The 20610-nt window shown below is 29.9% G+C and carries 14 protein-coding genes and 1 pseudogene; 12 read left to right on the top strand and 3 right to left on the bottom strand.

What is annotated here, in order from left to right; all coding sequences use genetic code 11:
* Nucleotides 1-11: 11 nt before the first annotated feature.
* The 12 genes from hpdB (at nucleotide 12) to nhaC (ending at nucleotide 15373) form a co-directional block, all read left to right on the top strand.
* Nucleotides 12-2720, top strand: coding sequence for a 4-hydroxyphenylacetate decarboxylase large subunit (hpdB, locus tag IR151_RS11015; protein WP_227434570.1), 2709 nt, complete (start codon nucleotides 12-14; stop codon nucleotides 2718-2720).
* A gap of 3 nt (nucleotides 2721-2723) precedes the next feature.
* Nucleotides 2724-2981 (top strand): 4-hydroxyphenylacetate decarboxylase small subunit, encoded by a 258-nt coding sequence (gene hpdC, locus IR151_RS11020; RefSeq protein WP_227434571.1) that lies wholly within the window; start codon nucleotides 2724-2726, stop codon nucleotides 2979-2981.
* Nucleotides 2974-3924: a 4-hydroxyphenylacetate decarboxylase activase gene (gene hpdA / locus IR151_RS11025; protein ID WP_227434572.1), complete on the top strand. Its 951-nt coding sequence runs from the start codon at nucleotides 2974-2976 to the stop codon at nucleotides 3922-3924. The genes hpdC and hpdA overlap by 8 nt, the downstream gene beginning before the upstream one ends.
* A 427-nt stretch (nucleotides 3925-4351) precedes the next feature.
* Nucleotides 4352-5752, top strand: a complete 1401-nt coding sequence (locus IR151_RS11030) for a sigma 54-interacting transcriptional regulator (protein ID WP_285891632.1) — start codon at nucleotides 4352-4354, stop codon at nucleotides 5750-5752.
* Between the two features lie 228 nt (nucleotides 5753-5980).
* Nucleotides 5981-7048: a 2,4-diaminopentanoate dehydrogenase gene (gene ord, locus IR151_RS11035; RefSeq protein ID WP_227434573.1), complete on the top strand. Its 1068-nt coding sequence runs from the start codon at nucleotides 5981-5983 to the stop codon at nucleotides 7046-7048.
* A 34-nt stretch (nucleotides 7049-7082) separates the two neighbouring features.
* The gene (gene ortA, locus IR151_RS11040; protein ID WP_227434574.1) at nucleotides 7083-7391 is read left to right on the top strand and encodes a 2-amino-4-oxopentanoate thiolase subunit OrtA; all 309 of its coding nucleotides are present in this window, start codon (nucleotides 7083-7085) and stop codon (nucleotides 7389-7391) included.
* Nucleotides 7384-8814, top strand: coding sequence for a 2-amino-4-oxopentanoate thiolase subunit OrtB (ortB, locus tag IR151_RS11045; RefSeq protein WP_227434575.1), 1431 nt, complete (start codon nucleotides 7384-7386; stop codon nucleotides 8812-8814). Before ortA ends, ortB begins: the two co-directional genes overlap by 8 nt.
* A 77-nt stretch (nucleotides 8815-8891) precedes the next feature.
* Nucleotides 8892-9266, top strand: a complete 375-nt coding sequence (locus IR151_RS11050) for an ornithine aminomutase subunit alpha (RefSeq protein ID WP_227434576.1) — start codon at nucleotides 8892-8894, stop codon at nucleotides 9264-9266.
* On the top strand, nucleotides 9260-11464 hold the full coding sequence (gene oraE, locus IR151_RS11055) for a D-ornithine 4,5-aminomutase subunit OraE (RefSeq protein WP_227434577.1): 2205 nt from the start codon (nucleotides 9260-9262) through the stop codon (nucleotides 11462-11464). The genes IR151_RS11050 and oraE overlap by 7 nt, the downstream gene beginning before the upstream one ends.
* The gene (locus tag IR151_RS11060; protein WP_227434578.1) at nucleotides 11464-12873 is read left to right on the top strand and encodes a GlmL-related ornithine degradation protein; all 1410 of its coding nucleotides are present in this window, start codon (nucleotides 11464-11466) and stop codon (nucleotides 12871-12873) included. The genes oraE and IR151_RS11060 overlap by 1 nt, the downstream gene beginning before the upstream one ends.
* Entirely contained in the window at nucleotides 12858-13922 is a 1065-nt protein-coding gene (orr, locus tag IR151_RS11065; protein WP_227434579.1) for an ornithine racemase Orr, read from the top strand. The genes IR151_RS11060 and orr overlap by 16 nt, the downstream gene beginning before the upstream one ends.
* Nucleotides 13923-13951: 29 nt before the next feature.
* Nucleotides 13952-15373: a Na+/H+ antiporter NhaC gene (nhaC, locus tag IR151_RS11070; RefSeq protein ID WP_227434580.1), complete on the top strand. Its 1422-nt coding sequence runs from the start codon at nucleotides 13952-13954 to the stop codon at nucleotides 15371-15373.
* A 134-nt stretch (nucleotides 15374-15507) separates the two neighbouring features.
* Here the strand turns inward: nhaC and IR151_RS11075 are convergent, their stop codons facing one another.
* From IR151_RS11075 to IR151_RS11085, 3 genes and pseudogenes are all read right to left on the bottom strand, one after another.
* Entirely contained in the window at nucleotides 15508-16863 is a 1356-nt protein-coding gene (locus IR151_RS11075; protein ID WP_227434581.1) for an APC family permease, read from the bottom strand.
* Between the two features lie 36 nt (nucleotides 16864-16899).
* Nucleotides 16900-18120 (bottom strand): M20 metallopeptidase family protein, encoded by a 1221-nt coding sequence (locus IR151_RS11080; RefSeq protein ID WP_227434582.1) that lies wholly within the window; start codon nucleotides 18118-18120, stop codon nucleotides 16900-16902.
* A gap of 368 nt (nucleotides 18121-18488) precedes the next feature.
* Nucleotides 18489-20501: pseudogene (locus IR151_RS11085) on the bottom strand (sigma-54 interaction domain-containing protein).
* Between the last annotated feature and the right edge of the window lie 109 nt (nucleotides 20502-20610).

The following is a 20610-nucleotide window of genomic DNA, read 5'->3' on the forward strand; positions in this document are numbered from 1 at the left end:
GAGGGGAAGAAATGAGTCAAAGTAAAGAAGATAAAATAAGAAGTATTTTAGAAGCAAAAAATATTAAAGCAAATTTTCAAAATCAAGAAAATTTAGATGAACTTAGTGAAAAAAAAGCAAGTAAAAGAGCAGATGATTTATTGAATGTATATTACAATACATTGTCTACAGCTGATATGGAATTTCCATATTGGTACAATAGAGAATATAGAAAATCAGATGGGGATATAGCAGTAGTTAGAAGAGCTAAAGCTCTTAAAGCTGCTTTTTCTCATATGACACCAAATATAATACCTGGTGAGAAGATAGTAATGCAAAAAACACGCCATTATAGAGGTTCTTTCCCAATGCCTTGGGTAAGTGAAAGTTTCTTTGTTGCTCAGGGAGAACAAATGAAAGAAGAAGCAAAGAAATTAGCTAGTAATACAGCAGATGAGCTTACAAAATTTGGTTCTGGTGGAGGAAATGTAACTGAAAGTTTTGGAAATGTTGTTTCAATAGCTGGTAAATTTGGAATGAGAAAAGAAGAAGTACCTGTTCTTGTAAAAATGGCAAAGGAATGGGTTGGAAAATCAGTTGAAGATTTAGGATTTCACTATGAAAAGATGATGCCAGATTATGATTTAAAAGAAAATTTAATGAGTACACTTATATGTATGTTTGATTCAGGATATACACTTCCTCAAGGTAGAGAAGTTATAAACTATTTTTATCCTTTAAATTATGGATTAGATGGAATTATAGAAATGGCAAAAGAATGTAAAAAAGCAGTTGCAGGAAATGCATCTGGAGATGGGCTTATCGGAATGGATCGTCTATATTTTTATGAAGCTGTTATTCAAGTCATTGAAGGGTTACAAGCTTGGATTTTAAACTATGCAAAACATGCAAAATATTTAGAGAGTATAGAAACAGATTTAGAATCAAAAAAAGAATATTCAGATTTAGTAGAGATATTAGAACATATTGCACATAAACAACCTCGTACATTTAGAGAAGCTCTTCAATTGACTTATACAATTCATATAGCATCAGTAAATGAAGATGCTATATCTGGTATGTCTATAGGTCGTTTTGGTCAAATTTTATATCCTTGGTATGAACAGGATATGGAAAAAGGACTAATTACAAAAGAAGAAGTTATTGAATTATTAGAACTTTATAGAATAAAAATCACTTGTATTGACTGTTTTGCTTCAGCAGGTGTAAATGGAGGAGTCTTATCAGGAAATACATTCAATACTTTATCTATAGGTGGGTTAAGAGAAGATGGTTCTACAGGAGCTAATGAATTAGAAGAATTATTATTAGAGGCAAGTATGAGATGTAGAACTCCTCAGCCTAGCTTAACTATGTTATATGATGAAAAACTTCCAGAAGATTTTTTAATGAAAGCTGTTGAATGTACAAAACTTGGTTCTGGTTATCCAGCATGGGTAAACAATTCAAATGGGACAACATTTATGATGAAGCAATTTGCTGATGAAGGAATGACTGTTGAAGAAGCTAGAGCATTTGCATTAGGTGGATGTCTGGAAACATCTCCAGGATGCTGGAAACAACTGACTTTAAATGGAAAGACATATTCTATTGCAGGTGGAGCAGGACAATCTGCTGGTTCTGGAGTTCACTTTATTGCTAATCCTAAAATATTAGAACTTGTTCTTATGAATGGTAAAGACCATCGTATGAATATACAAGTATTTGAACCTCATAATAAGCCATTAGATACTTATGAAGAAGTTGTAGAAGTATTTAAAGACTATTATAAACAAGCAATAAATGTTCTTGAGAGAGCAAATAATATTGAGTTAGATATATGGAGAAAGTTTGATACTTCTATAATAAATTCTCTATTAAAACCAGACTGTTTAGATAAAGGTCAACATATAGGAAATATGGGATATCGTTATAATGCAACATTAAATGTAGAAACTTGTGGAACTGTTACTATGGTTAACTCATTTGCTGCACTTAAAAAACTTGTATATGATGACAAAGCTTTTACAGTTGAAGAAATGAAGGATGCTGTATTAAATAATTTTGGATTTAAAGATGCATTAGAAGTTGGTAATTATTCTATGGCAGACCAAGTAAAAGTGGATAAGACTGGCAAATATGATGCTATTTATAAGGCCTGTCTTGATGCACCTAAATATGGAAACAATGATTTGTATGCAGATATGATTCTTAAAAATTATGAAATATGGCTAGCAAAAGTGTGTGAAGAAGCACAATCTTTATATGCTAAAAAAATGTATCCTTGTCAAATTTCTGTATCTACACATGGACCACAAGGAGCTGCTACTTTAGCTACCCCAGATGGTAGATTAAGTGGAACAACATATTCAGATGGTTCAGTTTCTGCATATGCAGGAACAGATAAAAATGGTGTGTATGCATTATTTGAATCTGCGACTATTTGGGATCAAGCAGTAGTTCAAAATTCTCAAATGAATTTAAAACTTCATCCTACAACTATTAGAGGACAACAAGGAACAAAAAAACTGTTAGATTTAACAAGAAGTTACTTGAGAAAAGGTGGATTCCATATTCAATACAATGTTGTGGACTCAGAAACTTTGAAAGACGCACAAAAAAATCCTGATAATTATCGTCAACTAATGGTACGTGTTGCTGGATTTACTCAATACTGGTGTGAACTAGGTAAACCAATACAAGATGAAGTAATTGCTAGAACAGAGTATGAAGGGGTGTAAAATATGAGAAAACATAGTGATTGTATGAATTTTTGCGCAGTAGATGCGACTAAAGGGATTTGTAGATTATCAAAACAAATGATTAATTTAGATGATGAAGCATGTTCAGAAATAAAAGTAATGCCAAAATGTAAAAATTGTAAAAATTTTGTTGATGCTAATGATGAAGGTATAGGTAAATGTGTTGGGCTAGAGAATGAAGATTGGGTATACTCAACATTAAACGCAATTACTTGTGAAGGGCATGTGTTTAATGAATAGTCAAAGACAATTAGAAGGAATGATTTTTGATATACAAAGCTTTTCAGTTCATGATGGGCCAGGTTGTAGAACAACTGTGTTTTTAAATGGATGTCCACTTAGTTGTAAGTGGTGTGCAAATCCTGAAAGTTGGACTGTTAGACCACATATGATGTTTAGTGAGTTGTCTTGTCAATATGAAAATGGATGTACTGTATGTCATGGTAAATGTAAAAATGGTGCATTGAGTTTTGACCTTGACAATAAGCCAGTCATAGATTGGGGCATATGTAAGAATTGTGAGAGTTTTGAATGTGTCAACTCGTGTTATTATAATGCGTTTAAATTATGTGCAAAGCCATATACTGTAGAGGAACTTGTAAAGGTGATTAAGCGTGATTCTAATAACTGGAGAAGTAATGGAGGAGTAACATTTAGTGGAGGAGAGCCACTACTTCAACATGAATTTTTACATGAAGTGCTATTAAAATGTCATGAAACAAATGTGCACACTGCTATTGAAACGAGTGCATGTGTTTCAAATGAAATTTTTAATAATATATTTAAGGATATCGACTTTGCATTTATTGATATAAAACATATGGATAGAGAAAAGCATAAGGAACAAACAGGTGTGTATAATGATTTAGTATTAGAAAACATATCAAATCTTGTAAACTCTGACTGGGGTGGAAGATTAGTACTTAGAGTACCAGTTATTTCAGGATTTAATGATAGTATAGAAAATATAAATGATATTATATCTTTTATGCATAAAAATAATTTAGTAGAAATTAATCTGTTACCATTTCATAGACTAGGAGAGTCAAAATGGATTCAATTAGGTAAAGAATATGAGTATTCTGATAAAGGAGATGTTGATGAAGAGCATCTTGAAGAATTACAGGACATATTTTTAGATAATGGCATAGCCTGTTATGTTGGGCATGAGACTGCTTTTTAGAAATAAATATTATGAAAATTAAATATTAGTTTGTAGAATCGAGTTATCGCATGAGTAAATTAAATTTGTTCTGTGATAGCTCTTTTTTACGTATTTTAATTAAGTATATTTTAACTTGTTTTATATAAAGTTTATATTTTAAGTTAAAAATATGTACGAGAATAAAGGTATACAAATACTCTTTTTTAGATAATATTTGAGTATAAATAATATATTTAGAATATTTTTTTTAATAAGGAAATATCAACAAAAGGGAAAATACTAAGAATATAACCATTACTATTCATGCTTTACTATGTAGTTCATCAAGTATTAATTAAAAATATAATGGACATAAAAAATATCATAAATATGTGATAAGATAAATATATAGAAATATTTTACTTATTTTTGGGTTGTTATATATTTAGGTACTGGGGTGATATAGTTGAACCAAGAAATATTTTTTAAAGTAATGAATGAAATATTGGAAAATATTGATGAAGGGGTACATTTTGTTAATAAAGAAGGGAAAACTATAATCTACAATGATTCTGTACAAAAAATGGAAAAAATGAATAGACATGATGTTTTAACTAATTCATTTTTTGATATAGTCAGCAAAATGAAAATAAATAGAAGTACACTAGTAGAAGTTTTGGAAAAAAGGGAAATTATTAAAGACAATATTCAAAAATATCTAGATAAAAATGGAAAAGAAATAACAGCAATAAATACTACGATACCAATTGATATTAAAGGAGAATTTGTAGGGGCACTTGAAATATCAAAGAATATGACAACTATAGAAAATTTATTAAACAGAAGCTATAAAAAAAATTTAATTAATAAAGTTGACAATAAACAAAAAAAGGGTTATGAATTTGATGATATTTTAGGGGAAAGTAATCTGATTAAAGAGGCAATAGCAAAATCTAAGAAAGCTTGTAAGTCTGATGCCTCAGTATTTATATATGGTGAAACTGGGACAGGCAAAGAGCTATTTAGCCAGTCCATTCACTATGGAAGTAATAGAAAAAATTATCCATTTATAGCACAAAATTGTGCAGCTTTACCAGAATCATTATTCGAAGGAATACTATTTGGAACTGCTAAGGGAGGATTTACAGGGGCAATAGACAGGCCAGGTTTATTTGAGCAAGCTAACAAAGGGACATTATTATTGGATGAAATAAACTCCATGCCTATTATGTTACAGGCTAAATTGCTAAGAGTTTTGCAGGAAGGTTATGTAAGAAGAGTTGGAGGGACTAAGGATATACCTGTTGATGTAAGAATTATTGCAACAACAAATGAAAGTCCAAAAGTTATTTTAAATGAGAATAAAATGAGAAAAGATTTATATTATAGGCTTAACATAATAGATATAAAAATTCCTCCTCTTAGAGATAGAAAAGAGGATATATCTGTATTATGCAAAAAATTTATTTCAAAGTATAATAAAAAGTTAAATAAAAAAGTAGTAGGTATTTCAGATGAAGCTATCAGGGTTTTAAAAAATTATGACTGGCAAGGGAACATAAGAGAACTAGAAAACATAATTTATTGTACTATGAGTATGATGGAAAACGAGATACAAATAGAAACAAGCATGATTAATTTAAATGACTATTACAATCTTAAAGAGAATAAAGAGCGTAATAATTATTCTTTAAATGATTTAGAGAATAAGACACTTAATAATGTTCTCAGTGAGATAGAAGAGAAGTATATATATGAATCATTAGAAAAGGCATCATATAATATAACTAAGGCTGCATCAATTTTAGGTATGAATAGGCAAAATTTACAATATAAAATAAAAAAATATAACATTAAAGTCCTATAAAGAAGTAAAATAAAAAAGAAAAATAAAGGCGCAAAATTATTATAAAAGAGCAAATTTTTTTGCTCTTTTTTTGTTTCTCAGAAAAAATATTATTTTTTATTTATGAAAATACATAACAAGATAATTATAGTTTCAACGTTCTAATAAATATTTATTTTTGTTTTGAAGTTGGCACGATTCATGCTTTAACTAATAATTAAGAATATAAATTTTTAGGAGGGTGTATATATGAGAAAAGTAAGAGTTGGTATATGGGGATTTGGAGCTATGGGGATAGGCATGGCTAATATGATTTTAAAAAAAGAAGGTATAGAAATAGTATCTGTTTGCAGTAGAAGTACTTCAGGTAAAAGTATGTATGATGTCCTAGGAATTGAAAGAGGAGAAAGAACAGAAGTTATTATCAATGGAAATTATGAAGAAGTTTTTAAAGAAAAAAGTGTAGATGTTGTTTTATTAGCAACTGATTCATTTACTAAAAAGGCTTTTGATAAAATAATGTTCTTATTAAATAGAAAAATAAATGTTATATCAACAGCAGAACAAATGGCATATCCACAAGCTGATGATGCAGACTTGGCTAAGAAAATGGATGAAGTTGCAAAAGAGAATGGAGTAAGTATTCTTGGAACAGGAATCAATCCAGGGTTTGTACTAGATTTACTAGTATTAGCGCTTTCAGGTACTTGTGAAGAAGTTAATAGTATAAAAGCGAAGAGGGTAAATGATTTATCACCATTTGGAAAATCTGTTATGGTAGAACAAGGTGTTGGAGTAACAAAAGAAGAGTTCATAAAAGGTGTAGAAAATAATACTATAGCAGGTCATGTAGGATTTGTAGAATCAATAAATATGATAGCTGATGGATTAGGGTGGAAACTAGATAAGATAGAACAAACAAAAGAACCAATAATGACTACAGTAGATAGAAAATCTAAGTACGGAGAGGCATTGGCTGGAAATGTTGCTGGTTGTAGACAATGTGGATATGGATATGTAAATGGAGACGTTTTAATTGAAATGGAGCATCCACAACAGATAATACCTGAAGCAGAAGGTATTAAAACAGGAGACTATGTATCAATAAAAGGGATACCAAATATTGATTTACAAATAAATCCTGAAATACCTGGAGGGGTAGGTACTTATGCAATGATAGTAAACTCTATTCCATTAATAATAAATGCTAGACCAGGCCTTAAAACTATGTTGGATATACCAGTACCTAGAGCAATAATGGGAGATATAAGAAATCAGATAGAAATTGAGTTAGAAGAAGAGTCAAAAGCAAATTAATAAAATAACAGTTAGCTGATAAGGGGATGAAAAAATGGATGCTAAAATTAATGATTGGGTTATTATACACAATATAGTGTTGACTCCAGAAGAAAGAGCTCCACAAGTTCCAGAGGATACTAAGAAAGTATCCTTAGAAATGTGGGTTAAAGGGTTTATACAAAAGGATGCCTCTATAGGTGATTTAGTAGAAGTTAAAACAATTACGGGTAGACTTGTAAAAGGTAATTTACTTAAAGTAAATCCATATTATACTCATGATTATGGTAAATGTATACCTGAGTTACTCCAAATAGGAATACAGGCTAAAGAAATATTATTTGGAGGTGTATATAATGAATAATGCAGCATCAATGAAAGATATGAGCTATCAAGCTGTCATGGGAAGAAACAATGAAATAATGAAAAACGCAATTGGATTGGATTACTCATCTTTTGAACAAGAAGGAATAGGATTTGACTATGAAAAAATGATGGGTGAAACAGGATATACATTACAAGATATTGAAGCAATTCAATCACAATATGCTGTTGGAAATACTCCTATAATAGAACTTAAAAATTTAACTAAGTTGGCCAGAAGATGTGCTCCAGAAGGTAAAGGTGCTAGAATATTTGTAAAAGATGAAGCAATGAATGCATCTGGTAGTTTTAAAGCAAGAAGAGCAGCTACTGCAGTATATCATGCTAAAAAAATGGGATATAAAGGTGTAATAGCAGCTACTAGTGGTAACTATGGAGCAGCTGTAGCATCTCAGGCAGCAATGCAGGGTTTAAAATGTATAATAGTTCAAGAATGTTATGATTCTAATGGTCTAGGTCAACCTGAGATTATAGAGAAAGCAAGAAAATGTGAGGCATATGGTGCAGAAGTTATTCAATTAACTGTTGGACCAGAATTATTTTATACATTCTTAGTCCTACTAGAAGAAACAAGCTATTTTAACGCATCGTTATATTCACCATTTGGAATTGCAGGTGTAGAAACTTTAGGATATGAGCTAGCTATTCAATTTAGAGAAAAATATAAAAAAGACCCTGATGTAGTTGTTTGTACAAATGCAGGTGGAGGTAATCTCACTGGAACAGCAAGAGGACTAATAAAAGCTGGTTCTCTTAACACAAAAGTAGTTGGAGCAAGTGTTGATTTAAAAGGATTACACATGGCTAGTGATAGTCAATTTAATAAAAAATCATTTACAACAGGACATACAGGTTTTGGTATACCATTCTGTACATGGCCTGATAGGTCAGATGTACCTAGGTCTGCAGCTAGACCACTTAGATATATGGACAGATATGTGTTAGTAAAACAAGGAGAAGTTTTCTATACAACTGAATTATTGGCACAGTTGGAAGGTATAGAAAGAGGACCTGCTGGAAATACATCTTTAGCAGCAGCATTTTCCTTAGCACAAGAATTGGATGAAGATAAAGTTGTAGTAGTACAAGAGACAGAGTATACAGGTGCAGGTAAACACATATGTCCACAGCTTACATTTGCAAAAGAAAATGGAATAGATATAAAATTTGGAAATCCAAGAGAAGAAATTGCAGGAGTAAACTTAATATTACCAGAAAGACCAGAATTATTAAAATGTGTTGATATCGACATAAATAAAATAAGAAAATCATTTATAAAAAATTGTGTATCTCATAATGGTATTGATAATGTTAATAGTCTAAGTAATGAAGATATAGAATTTCTAATGAAAGAAGTAAAAAGTTCAAGAGATTTTGTTATTGATACGTTAGATAATTTATAATAATTACTATTTTTTAATTTACCATGAAATGAATAGTTGGAAAATTCACTTAAATTAATATGAATGGGGGAATGTTCATGAAAAAAAGAGAGGATGATTTTGAGGTTAGAAGAAAACATCTTCAGAAATTGAGCGATGATGAGTTAAAAGAAAGATTTTGGAGTTTAGCTGCCCAGATAGTAGAACCAATGATAGACCTTGGCAAAAAGAATACAACACCATCAATAGAAAGGTCTGTTTTGTTAAGAATGGGATTTTCTTCTCTTGAGGTAAAACCTATTTTAGAAGGTGTTATGGAAAGAGGTCTTATAGGTAAGGGAGCAGGGCATGTAGTTTATAAGCTTGCTAAATCTAAAAATATATCAGTTAGAGAAGCTGGTTTATTATTAGTTAATGGTGAATATTGGGATGAAGTTACATGTTTATTTAGAGAAGGGGTAGAATCATGTTAAAGGAAAATAAAAAATTAGATATAGACTATATATTAAAAGATTTGGATAAATATAAACCAAAAAGAAGAGGTTGGGTTTGGAGAGAACACTTGGAAAATCTTGAAATGGGACCTTTTGAATATAAAGACTGTACAAAACCTTTAAAGAAGAGTGTAGGGTTACCATCATCTAAATATTTTAATAATATAGACCCTCAACCAAGCCCAATTATTACTACTGAAATAGCTTCTGGAAGATTTGAAGATGATATAAGAAGAATGAGGATGGCAGCTCATCACGGTGCTGACCACTTAATGGTCATTAGAACTGCTGGGCAATCACATTTTGACGGACTTATAGAAGGAACCCCTCAAGGTATAGGAGGTGTTCCAATAACAAGAAAACAAGTAAGAGCTCAAAGAAAAGCTCTTGACTTTATAGAAGAAGAAGTTGGTAGACCTATTAATTACCATTCATATGTAAGTGGTGTTGCGGGTCCTGAAGTAGCAGTAATGTTTGCTGAAGAAGGGGTCAATGGAGCACATCAAGACCCACAATATAATGTTCTATATAGAAATATAAACATGGTAAGATCTTTTGTAGATGCTTGTGAAGCTAAGCAAATAATGGCTTTTGCAAATATAGCTCAAATAGATGGAGCACATAATGCTAATGCTACTGCTAGAGAAGCATGGAAGGTAATGCCTGAACTTATGGTTCAACACGCTTTAAATTCTATATTTTCAGAAAAAATAGGAATAGATAAAAGTAATATATGCTTATCAACAGTGCCACCAACAGCCCCTCCAGCACCATGTTTAAGAATAGATTTACCTTATGCTGTTGCACTTAGAGAATTATTTAGTGATTATAAGATGAGAGCTCAAATGAATACTAAATATATGGAATCATCAACTAGAGAAGCAACAGTTACTCATGTATTAAATTTATTAACATCAGTCTTAACTAGAGCTGACATACAATCAACTATAACACCTGACGAAGGTAGAAATGTACCTTGGCATATATACAACATAGAAGCATGTGATACAGCAAAGCAAGCTTTAGTTGGAATGGATGGTCTTATGGATATGATAGAACTTAAAGATGTTGGAGAATTAAGATACAAAGCAAGAGAGATTAAAGAAAGAGCTGTACTATATATGGAAGAAATCTTTGAAGTTGGAGGATATTTTGAATCAGTAGAACAAGGATTCTTCGTTGACTCAGGAAATTATCCAGAAAGAAATGGTGATGGTATATCTAGAAAAATAAAAGGTGGAGTTGGTGAGGGTACTGTTTATGAAAGAGATAAAGATTATTTAGCACCTGTAACTGCTCACTTTGGATACAATAATGTAGCTCAATATGATGAAAAAGCTATAGATAATCCATCAATATTAATAGATGGATGTACATTTGAAAATCCAAACAAAATAATATATATCGATGAACTTGATGATTTTGATAATGTAGAAAATAGACTAAAAGAATCAGAGGAATACAGAGGTGGAACTAAAATCAAACCTGAAATGGAATGGTGTGCAGATGGAATTGTGATGATAACAATGATGCTTCCTACTGATAAAAGAACAGCTGAGTTTGCAGCATTGGAATTTGTCAAAAAAATGAATTTACAAGAAGTTGAAGTTATAAGTAGAGAAGTTATGCATGAATCCGAAGGCACTAGGATAGAAGTGAAGGGAAGAGTTCCATTTGATATAGATTTAAATGACTTAGTAATACCAGAAGAACCTAAAGTACTAACTGATGAAGAAATAAGAGCAGATATAGAAGAAAAGCCTATGAAAATAGTTTCAGCTACAGTTGGAGAAGACGAACACTCAGTTGGTTTAAGAGAAATAATAGATATAAAACATGGTGGTATTGAAAAATATGGTATAGAATGTCATTACTTGGGAACTTCTGTACCTGTAGAAAAATTAGTAGACGCAGCAATAGAGCTAAATGCAGATGCAATACTTGCATCTACAATAATAAGTCATGATGATATTCATTATAAAAATATGAAGAAATTACACGATTATTGTGTAGAAAAAGGTATAAGAGATAAAGTAATGATTGCTTGTGGAGGAACACAGGTAACACCTGAAATAGCCATTGAACAAGGAATAGATGCTGGATTTGGAAGAAACAGCAAAGGTATACATGTAGCCACTTTCTTAGTTGAAAAAAGAAGAGAAATGAATAATAAATAATGGAGAATAAAAAAGTTTCTTTAAAAATAGATGTGTTGGTAGCTGAAATAGGAAGTACTACCACTGTAGTAAACGCTTTCCATAATATTGATTCTGATAATCCTGTATTTTCGGGTCAAGGTCAGGCTCCAACAACAGTGTTTGAAGGTGGCGATGTAAGAAATGGCTTATCGGGTGCTATTAAAGATTTAGCTAATAAATTATCTGTAGATGATATAAAGTATAATGATATGTTTGCAACTTCTAGTGCAGCTGGTGGATTAAAAATGACTGTTCATGGATTAGTGTATGATATGACAGTAAAAGCAGCTAAAGAAGCTGCTCTAGGAGCTGGAGCTGTTATTCGTCAAGTAACATCAGGTAGAATTAAAAGAACTGATTTAAAGAAAATAAAAGAAATAAATCCCAACATAATCTTAATAGCTGGTGGAGTTGACTATGGAGAAAGAGATACAGCTATTTATAATGCTGAAATGATAGCTTCTATGAGTTTAGGTATACCAGTTATATATGCTGGTAATGTTGAAAATCAAGAAGAAGTAAGGTTAATATTTGAAGATACGAATTATAAGCTTTATATAACAGAAAATGTATATCCTAAAATAGATTTATTGAATATAGAACCTACAAGAAAAATTATTCAAGGTGTATTTGAAGACCACATAACTACAGCACCAGGAATGAAGTATATTAAAGAAATGGTTAATGAAAATATTACTCCAACTCCAGGGGCTGTAATGGAAGCTTCTAAACTTTTATATAAAAATATTGGAGATTTATTAACTTTAGATGTAGGTGGAGCAACTACTGATGTGCATTCTGTTACATATGGAAGTGACTATATTAATAAAATATTAGTTAATCCTGAACCTGTAGCTAAGAGAAGTGTTGAGGGAGATTTAGGTGTATATGTAAATATGAAAAATATAGTAGAAGTTATAGGCAAAGAAAATTTACAAAATGAATTATCTATAGATATTGATAAAGTAATAGATAATTATCCACCAATACCAAAATCAAAAGAAGAAATATTATTTGTGGAGAGATTGACAAAAGAAGCTGTTATTAAAGCTATGTTAAGGCATTCAGGGAAAATAAGAAATATTTATGGAACAACTGGAAAAACCAAAATTGCAGAAGGAAAAGATTTAACAGAAGTAAGATATATAGTGGGTACAGGGGGAGCACTTACTAGGCTCCCTAGTAGAATTAAAATATTAGATGGTATAACTAAATACAATAAAAATAAAGAATTACTATTTCCAAAGGAAAAAACAAAGATATTGATAGATAATGACTATATTATGGCATCTATAGGGGTTTTATCTAAAAAATACGAAGAAGCATCTCTTAAGCTCCTACTAAAAAGTTTAAACTTCAAGGAGGAAAGACTATGTACCCTAGATTAGAAATAGATATAGAAAAATTAAGACATAATGCTAAAGTAATTTTACAGAGTTGTCATGAAAGAAACATTAAGGTATCTTTCGTAACTAAATCATTTTGTGCACGAAAAGAAATAGTAGAAGCAGTATATAATGAAGGAATAGACCATATAGCAGATTCAAGAATACAAAACTTAAAAAAATTACAAAATATAAATTTACCTAAAATACTAATTAGAATACCCATGATAAGTGAACTAGAAGAAGTTATCAATTATTGTGATATAAGTTTTAACTCAGAATTAGAAACTATAGAGAAATTAAATGAATTATGTGAAAGTAAAAATATTATTCATAATATAGTTCTTATGTTTGACTTAGGAGATTTACGAGAAGGGTATTTTTATGAAGAAGACCTCTTTAATAGTATAAAAGAGATAGTAAAACTAAAAAATATTAAAATAATTGGTATAGCCACAAACTTAACTTGTTATGGAGCTATTATACCATCTAAAGAAAATACAGGTAGGCTAGTAAGTATAGCTCAAAAGATAGAAGGTAAATTTGGAATAAATCTAGAAATAGTATCAGGAGGTAATTCAAGTTCTATACATTTAATGACAAGTAATAATATGCCAGAAGGTATTAATAATTTGAGAATAGGTGAATCTATTTTACTTGGTAGAGAAACGGCATACGGTAAAAATATAAATGGGACATATCAAGATGTATTCAAATTAATATGTCAAATAGTTGAATGTAAAGAAAAACCATCAGTTCCTATTGGAGAAATAGGAGTTGATGCGTTTAGAAATAAACCTGTTTATGAAGATAAAGGAATCTTAAAAAGGGCAATTATAGCCATAGGTAAGCAGGACATAAATATTGACTCTTTAATTCCAATAGACACTGATATAGAGATATTAGGGGCAAGTTCAGACCACATGATATTAGATGTAAGTAATACAAAATGTGATTATAAATTAGGCGACAATGTAGATTTTTTATTAACTTATGGAGGTATCATGTCATCTAGTACAAGCGAATATGTTTCAAAGAAAATTATAGTATAGTGTTCAAATAATTAGGAGGAAATTATTTTATGAAAGAGCGAGAATGTAGAAAAGCAAATCTGTTTGATGCAATGATACCAATTACTTGCTTGATATTATTTTTAAGTTTAGGGGTATTAATGTATGGCTCATCACCTCATGTACCACTAATAGGAGCTGCAGCAGTAGCAGGCCTTGTAGCTGTATATAGGCTTGGATTTAAATGGAAAGACCTAGAATTAAGTATGTTTAATAGTATAAAGATGGCAATGCAAGCAATCTTAATCATAATTATAATAGGTGTGCTTATAGGAACTTGGATAGTAAGTGGAGTAGTTCCATGTATGATTTACTGGGGACTAAAAATTTTATCACCAAATATTTTTTTAGTAGCATCCACATTAGTCTGCTCAATAGTGTCTCTTGCAACAGGGTCATCTTGGAGTACAATGGGTACAGTAGGCGTGGCACTTTTAGGAATTGGGCAAAGTTTAGGTATGCCAACTGGATTAATAGTGGGTTCTATAATATCTGGAGCTTACTTTGGAGATAAACTATCACCTTTATCTGAAACGACTAACTTAGCACCAGCAATGGCAGGAACAGATTTGTTTACACATATAAAATATATGTTATATTCAACTATACCATCATTATTAATTTGCCTAGTAATTTATGGTGTAATCGGAATGAAGTATTCAGGTCAAGCATTAGATATAAAACAGATAGAGCTAATTAGGTCTACATTAGATTCTACATTTAATACTTTATCACCAGTATTATTATTAGCTCCAGCAATAGTAATTGGATTGGTTATATTCAAAGTTCCTGCTATACCAGGGCTTATAGTAGGTGCTGTATTAGGAGTATTGTTTGCAGTAGTTTTCCAAGGAGAATCTATGAATGTAATATTAGATGCAGCACAAAATGGATATGTTTCATCAACACAAGTAGAAGAGGTAGATGCTTTATTGTCTAAAGGTGGGATTATGAATATGATGTCTACTGTATCTTTAACAATATGTGCCTTATCTCTTGGAGGTATTTTAGAAAAAACAGGCATGCTTGAAGCAGTAGCTTCTTCTTTACTAAGGTTAGCAAAGGGTGTATTTGGAACAGTATTATGTACAATGGTAACTTGCACAGTTACTAACATAATAGCAGGAGAACAATACTTGTCTATAGTTATACCAGGAAGAATGTATAATAAGGAATATAAAAAGAGAGGTATACATCCTAAGATGTTATCAAGAGCTTTAGAAGATAGTGGAACTTTAAGTTCTCCATTGGTACCATGGAATACATGTGGAGCGTATATAACAGCAACATTAGGTGTATCTGCATTAACGTATGGTCCATATGCATTATTAAATATCATAAATCCATTGGTATCTCTAGCATTAATTGCATGTAAGTTTAAAATAGCAAAAATAGAAGATGAACCTGAAACTTGTTTGAATTTTGATGTTTGATTATAGTATTTGATATATGTTACTTATTAGAAAAAATAAAGGCCTAAACTTTGTGTAAATAATAAAGTTTAGGTCTTTATTAACTTTTTCTATAGATTTTAAATAAAAAAGAATGTCAAGCAATCTATAAAATATTACTGAATTTTTTCTCTTGGAACATATAATTTTGAATCTTCTGACTTATCTTTGCACTCACATTCAATTTTTTTGTTTTTTTTCATAAGTACATATAAAGGTGCTATCAATAACATTGCTCCTAATCCTATCAAAACTCTATTTTGAGTTATAGGTTTTGACATATCTTCAACCCAAGCTTGTTGTAACAACCATATACTACCTAATATAGCTACTGTTGGTATAACAGGGCCAAAAGGAATTTTAAATGAAGCCTGGATATCTGCTCTTTTTCTTAAAACTATTACTGCTAAACAAGTTGGTATGTATTGAGCAAATCTGGCAATTACACTCATTACTGCAAGCTGTTCAAAACTTCCAGTTAATACAAGTGGTATGCAGAAGATTAAAGATATTATTATTGCTACATATGGAGCATCATATTTATTTGTTTTTCCTATAAATGCTGGAAGAGAGCCTTCTTCTGCTAGAGCAGAACCACACTTGGGAGTTACTATTGAAGAACCTATATTTATTCCAAATATAGATATTAATGTTGCTACAGATATAAATACTTTACCATAATTGCCTAAAAATACGCTTGAAGCGTCTGCGATTGGAATACTATTTTCAAATAATTTGTCTCCAAGTATACCCATACAGACAACTTGAATTAAGATATAAATTATTGCACATATAAATATTGTAGTTATTAATGCTATTGGAAGATTTTTTTTAGGATTATCCATTTCTCCACTTGCTACAACAAATGATTCAAATCCAGTAAACGCGTAAAATACTAATATTATAGCTGGTCCTATACTAGAATTTACAACATTGCCTGAAGGAACAACATTACCAAATTTTATAAAGAATATTCCTACTATTACAAAAACTATTAATGGTACTAATTTAGCTATGGTTATTACATTATTCATTATCTTTGTACTTTTAATTCCAAATAAGCTGTTTATTGAAAGTAATGTTACTAATGCCACTGCGATATATCCTTTATATTCAGTAGCAGCTTCTGGCCAAAATGCACCTAAAGCTGTTGCAAATCCTACTGCTAGTGTAGACCATGATATGATTCTAATAACCCAAGACATTGTACCAACTTCAAAACCTATAAAATCACCAAATGCCTTTTTGGAGTATAAATATGCACCTCCATTTTTGTCAAACATACTTCCAGCCTCTGCAAAACATAAAAGTATTGATAGAACCAGAAGTGTAGCAAAAATATATATAAATATACTATTTTGGCTCGCTAGATTGTAAACTTTACCTGGTAGTAAGAATATACCTGAACCTATGATACTATTAATTCCTAATAATATCATACTAAATAACCCTAATTTTTTAGCTTTTTCCATATTAATTTATCTCCTATTCTTTTATTAATTACCATATTAATTAAAATATAAAGTATTCATTACATGCATCATAACTCCTATTGGAAGACAATCCTCATCTACATTAAATTTAGAGGTATGAAGAGGTGAAGTCAGTCCTTTTTCCTCGTTTTTGCACCCTAAATGGAAGAATGCTCCTTTGCAATGTTCTGTATAAAAAGAAAAATCTTCACCACCTAATGAAGGGTTTGCTCTCAGTATAAATTTTTCTTCTCCAAGTAATTCCTTAGTACTTGAAATAACAGTATCTACTAATTCCCTTTCATTTATAACAGCAGGGTAATTTTCATCGCTCACGTGTAATGTTCCAATACATCCAAATGCAGATGCTGTATCTTCAACAATTTTAGTAATCTTATTAATTACAAAATCTCTTGTCTCGCTATTTAAAGTTCTCAATGTACCCTCTAATTTTACATCTTCACATATTACATTATGTGCATCACCACCATATATTTTGCCTATAGTCAAAACTGCAGCATTATTTGGTTCTAGGTTTCTACTTATTATGGTTTGTAGTGATGTAACAATTTGTGAAGCTGTGACTATTGCATCAATACCATTTTCAGGATACGCACCATGAGCTCTTTTACCCTTAACACTTATTTCTATAGTATCAACACTTGCATTTAATGTGTCGTATTTCGTTTCAATAAATCCTGTTTTAATGTGTGGCATGACATGAAGCCCAAATATATAATCAGCTTTAGGGTTTTCTAAACACCCATCCTCAACCAAGAACTTTGCTCCACCAAAACCTTCTTCTGCTGGTTGAAATAAAAATTTTACATTTACATTTAGATTATCTTTCATTGAATAAAGTACTTTGCATGCTCCAAGTAACATTGTTGTATGCGCATCATGACCACAAGCGTGCATTTTTCCATTATGTATTGATTTATAAGGTATATCGTTTTCTTCTTCTATAGGAAGCGCATCCATATCTGCTCTTATACAAATAGTTTTATCTGCATTTTCTTTTAAAATGTATGCCATAATTCCATTGTGTTTTGTAAATTCCATATAATCAATTCCTATTTCTTTTAAATAAGAAATGACTTTTTGTTTTGTAAGATTTTCCTCAAGAGCTAATTCTGGTATTCTATGTAATTCTCTTCTAACATCTATTAACCAAGGTTTTATAGAATTACAACTTTCTATTACAAAATCTTTTTCCAATTCTTTAACTTGATTTTTTAATTTTAAAGCTGGTTGCATTTTTATTCCTCCAATTACTTTTTATTGTCTTGTTAATATAGTTAAGCAATTATTATGCCATGTTTTTTTACTTAAGAATTTTGTTTTTTATAAAAATATTGAATAAAAAAAATCATTATATTGTATGGAAAGTATGAAAAATAAATATTATATTGCAATTTTCAGTAAAAAATTTTGTTTTAGATAAAGATTGCACTATATATGAGTATTTATAAAAAAAATAGGAAAATTGTTATTTATCCTATTCCTATTAATTCCTATTAATTAGATAAAAATAGACTATAATTTTGATGTATTTAGCAAACAAAAAAATCTACTAAGGAGACAAACTATTCCCTAATAGATTTTTTATTTAATAGTTGATAAACTTATAGAGTTTCATACTTTAATTTACTATAAAAGATTTCTCCTTTTTGAGTTATTTTACTTCCATATCTTCCCGAATTACAAATTATAAATTCTTCTTTTTTTAGATATTCAAATATTTTTTTTATTTTCCCTTCAGTAATTTGAATATTTTTATCTAGTAATCTTTGCAAAATTAGTCCTCTACCAATACCAACATCTGATTCTTTATTTAAAATCAATACTTCTAGTATATTTAAAATATCATTTTTATTATACTTTAGTTTTAATGGGGAATTCTTATTATCTAAAGTCCTTAAGTTTGGAGGTAAGTCCTTTTCAAGTACAATATCATCACACATAATATTTAAGTAAGATGTTACATTTTGGAGTTCTCTTATATTACCTTTCCATTTATAGTTTTGTATAAGTTCTTTTGCCTCTGGTGTAATCAATAACTTTTTATTAATTAAATCTTCCATAATAATTAAGATATCTTCTTTTCTCTCCCTTAAAGGAGGTATATTTATTGGAATTGTATTTAATCTATAATATAAATCCTCTCTAAATCTACTATTATCAATCATTTGTTCTAGGTTTTTATTAGTAGCCGATATGATTCTAACATCTATGTTAATTATATTATGAGAACCAACAGGCATTATTTGTTTTTATTGGAGAACTCTAAGTAGCTTTGTTTGTAGTTCTAAGGGCATGTCTCCAATTTCATCTAAGAATATAGTTCCATTATTTGCTAATTCAAATAATCCCTGTTTTCCTTCTTTTAGACCCCCAGTAAAAGTACCTTTATCATATCCAAATAACTGACTTTCTAGTAAGTTTTCAGGAACAGCTGCGCAATTTACTGCTATAAATGGCTGATTTTTTCTAGTTGAATTATTGTGTATAGATTGGGCTATGAGTTCTTTACCAGTTCCACTTTCACCTCTAATAAGTATACTTAAATCAGATTTAGAAACTTTTTTAGCTAAATCTATGCATTCAAGCATCTTTGGGCTATTTGTTTTTATATCTTTGAATGTATATTTCGCTATTTGCCCTTTTTCTCTTAATTTTTTAGTTAAATTTTGTTCCAGCTTTTTTATGTATGTTATTTCTTGTAAACTGTAATATGTACCCATTTTTTCATCTTTATTGTATATGTTTTTTTTATTTACATTTATATACTTTTTATCAAATATAATAACCTTGTCCAATATCTCTTTTTCATTTAATAAAACCTTTAAACTATCTATAAACACTTCTTGAATATATTTACCATAGATATCCTCTTTTATGTTTAAGATGTCTTTTACTTTACTATTATATGTATTTATTACACCATCTTTTGAAGTAAATAATATTCCATCTTTTGATAAGTTCAATATTGTATCTAATTCTTCTATCTTTAAAAACAGTTCTTTATATTTATCTTTTATACCTGTGTCTAAACTTATTATTTCTTCTGAGTATTTAACCAGATTAGACTGTATTTCTTTTGAGTCTATTTGTAATAAGTTTATTATTTCTATAAAGGTAGAAATATCTATATATCTATGACCTAAATCAAAAATATCTGAGATAGAACTAGGGACTTTTTCTGGAACTCCTGGAGTTATAGCTATCTTTATATCTTTATAATTATTTTCGTTCATATATGGAACTGGTCTAATATTAGTTACTCCAATCTTATAAAATAAGCTTATAGTCTCTAAAGTAGTTTCATCAGAATCATTTACAATTAAAGCATTTGTACCTTGTGGTAAGGATAATAAATCATATACTTTATCTTCCTTAAAAGTTCTTCTTATTACAATAACTTTTTTCTTGTCTAATATATTATTTATAATTTTGTCTAATCTTTCTACAGACATTACCAATATTACATCATCATTTATAATATCATCATTATTTATTTCATCTATAAAGTATCTGTTAATTTTTATGTAATCTCCAAAAACTAACTTTAAGTTATTTTCCAAAAAATCTATTAAATCTTTTCTGCTATCATTTATCAAAGCTACTGATTTTTTCATTGATTTCTCCTTATTTATATAATAAATAGTTTTTAATAATATTTACAGGAAGGTTATTTCCATAATCAATATATCTTATTGTATCTAAAATTGTACAAAACTTATATAA

This window comes from Clostridioides sp. ES-S-0006-03, assembly GCF_020662275.1.
Taxonomy (GTDB): domain Bacteria; phylum Bacillota; class Clostridia; order Peptostreptococcales; family Peptostreptococcaceae; genus Clostridioides.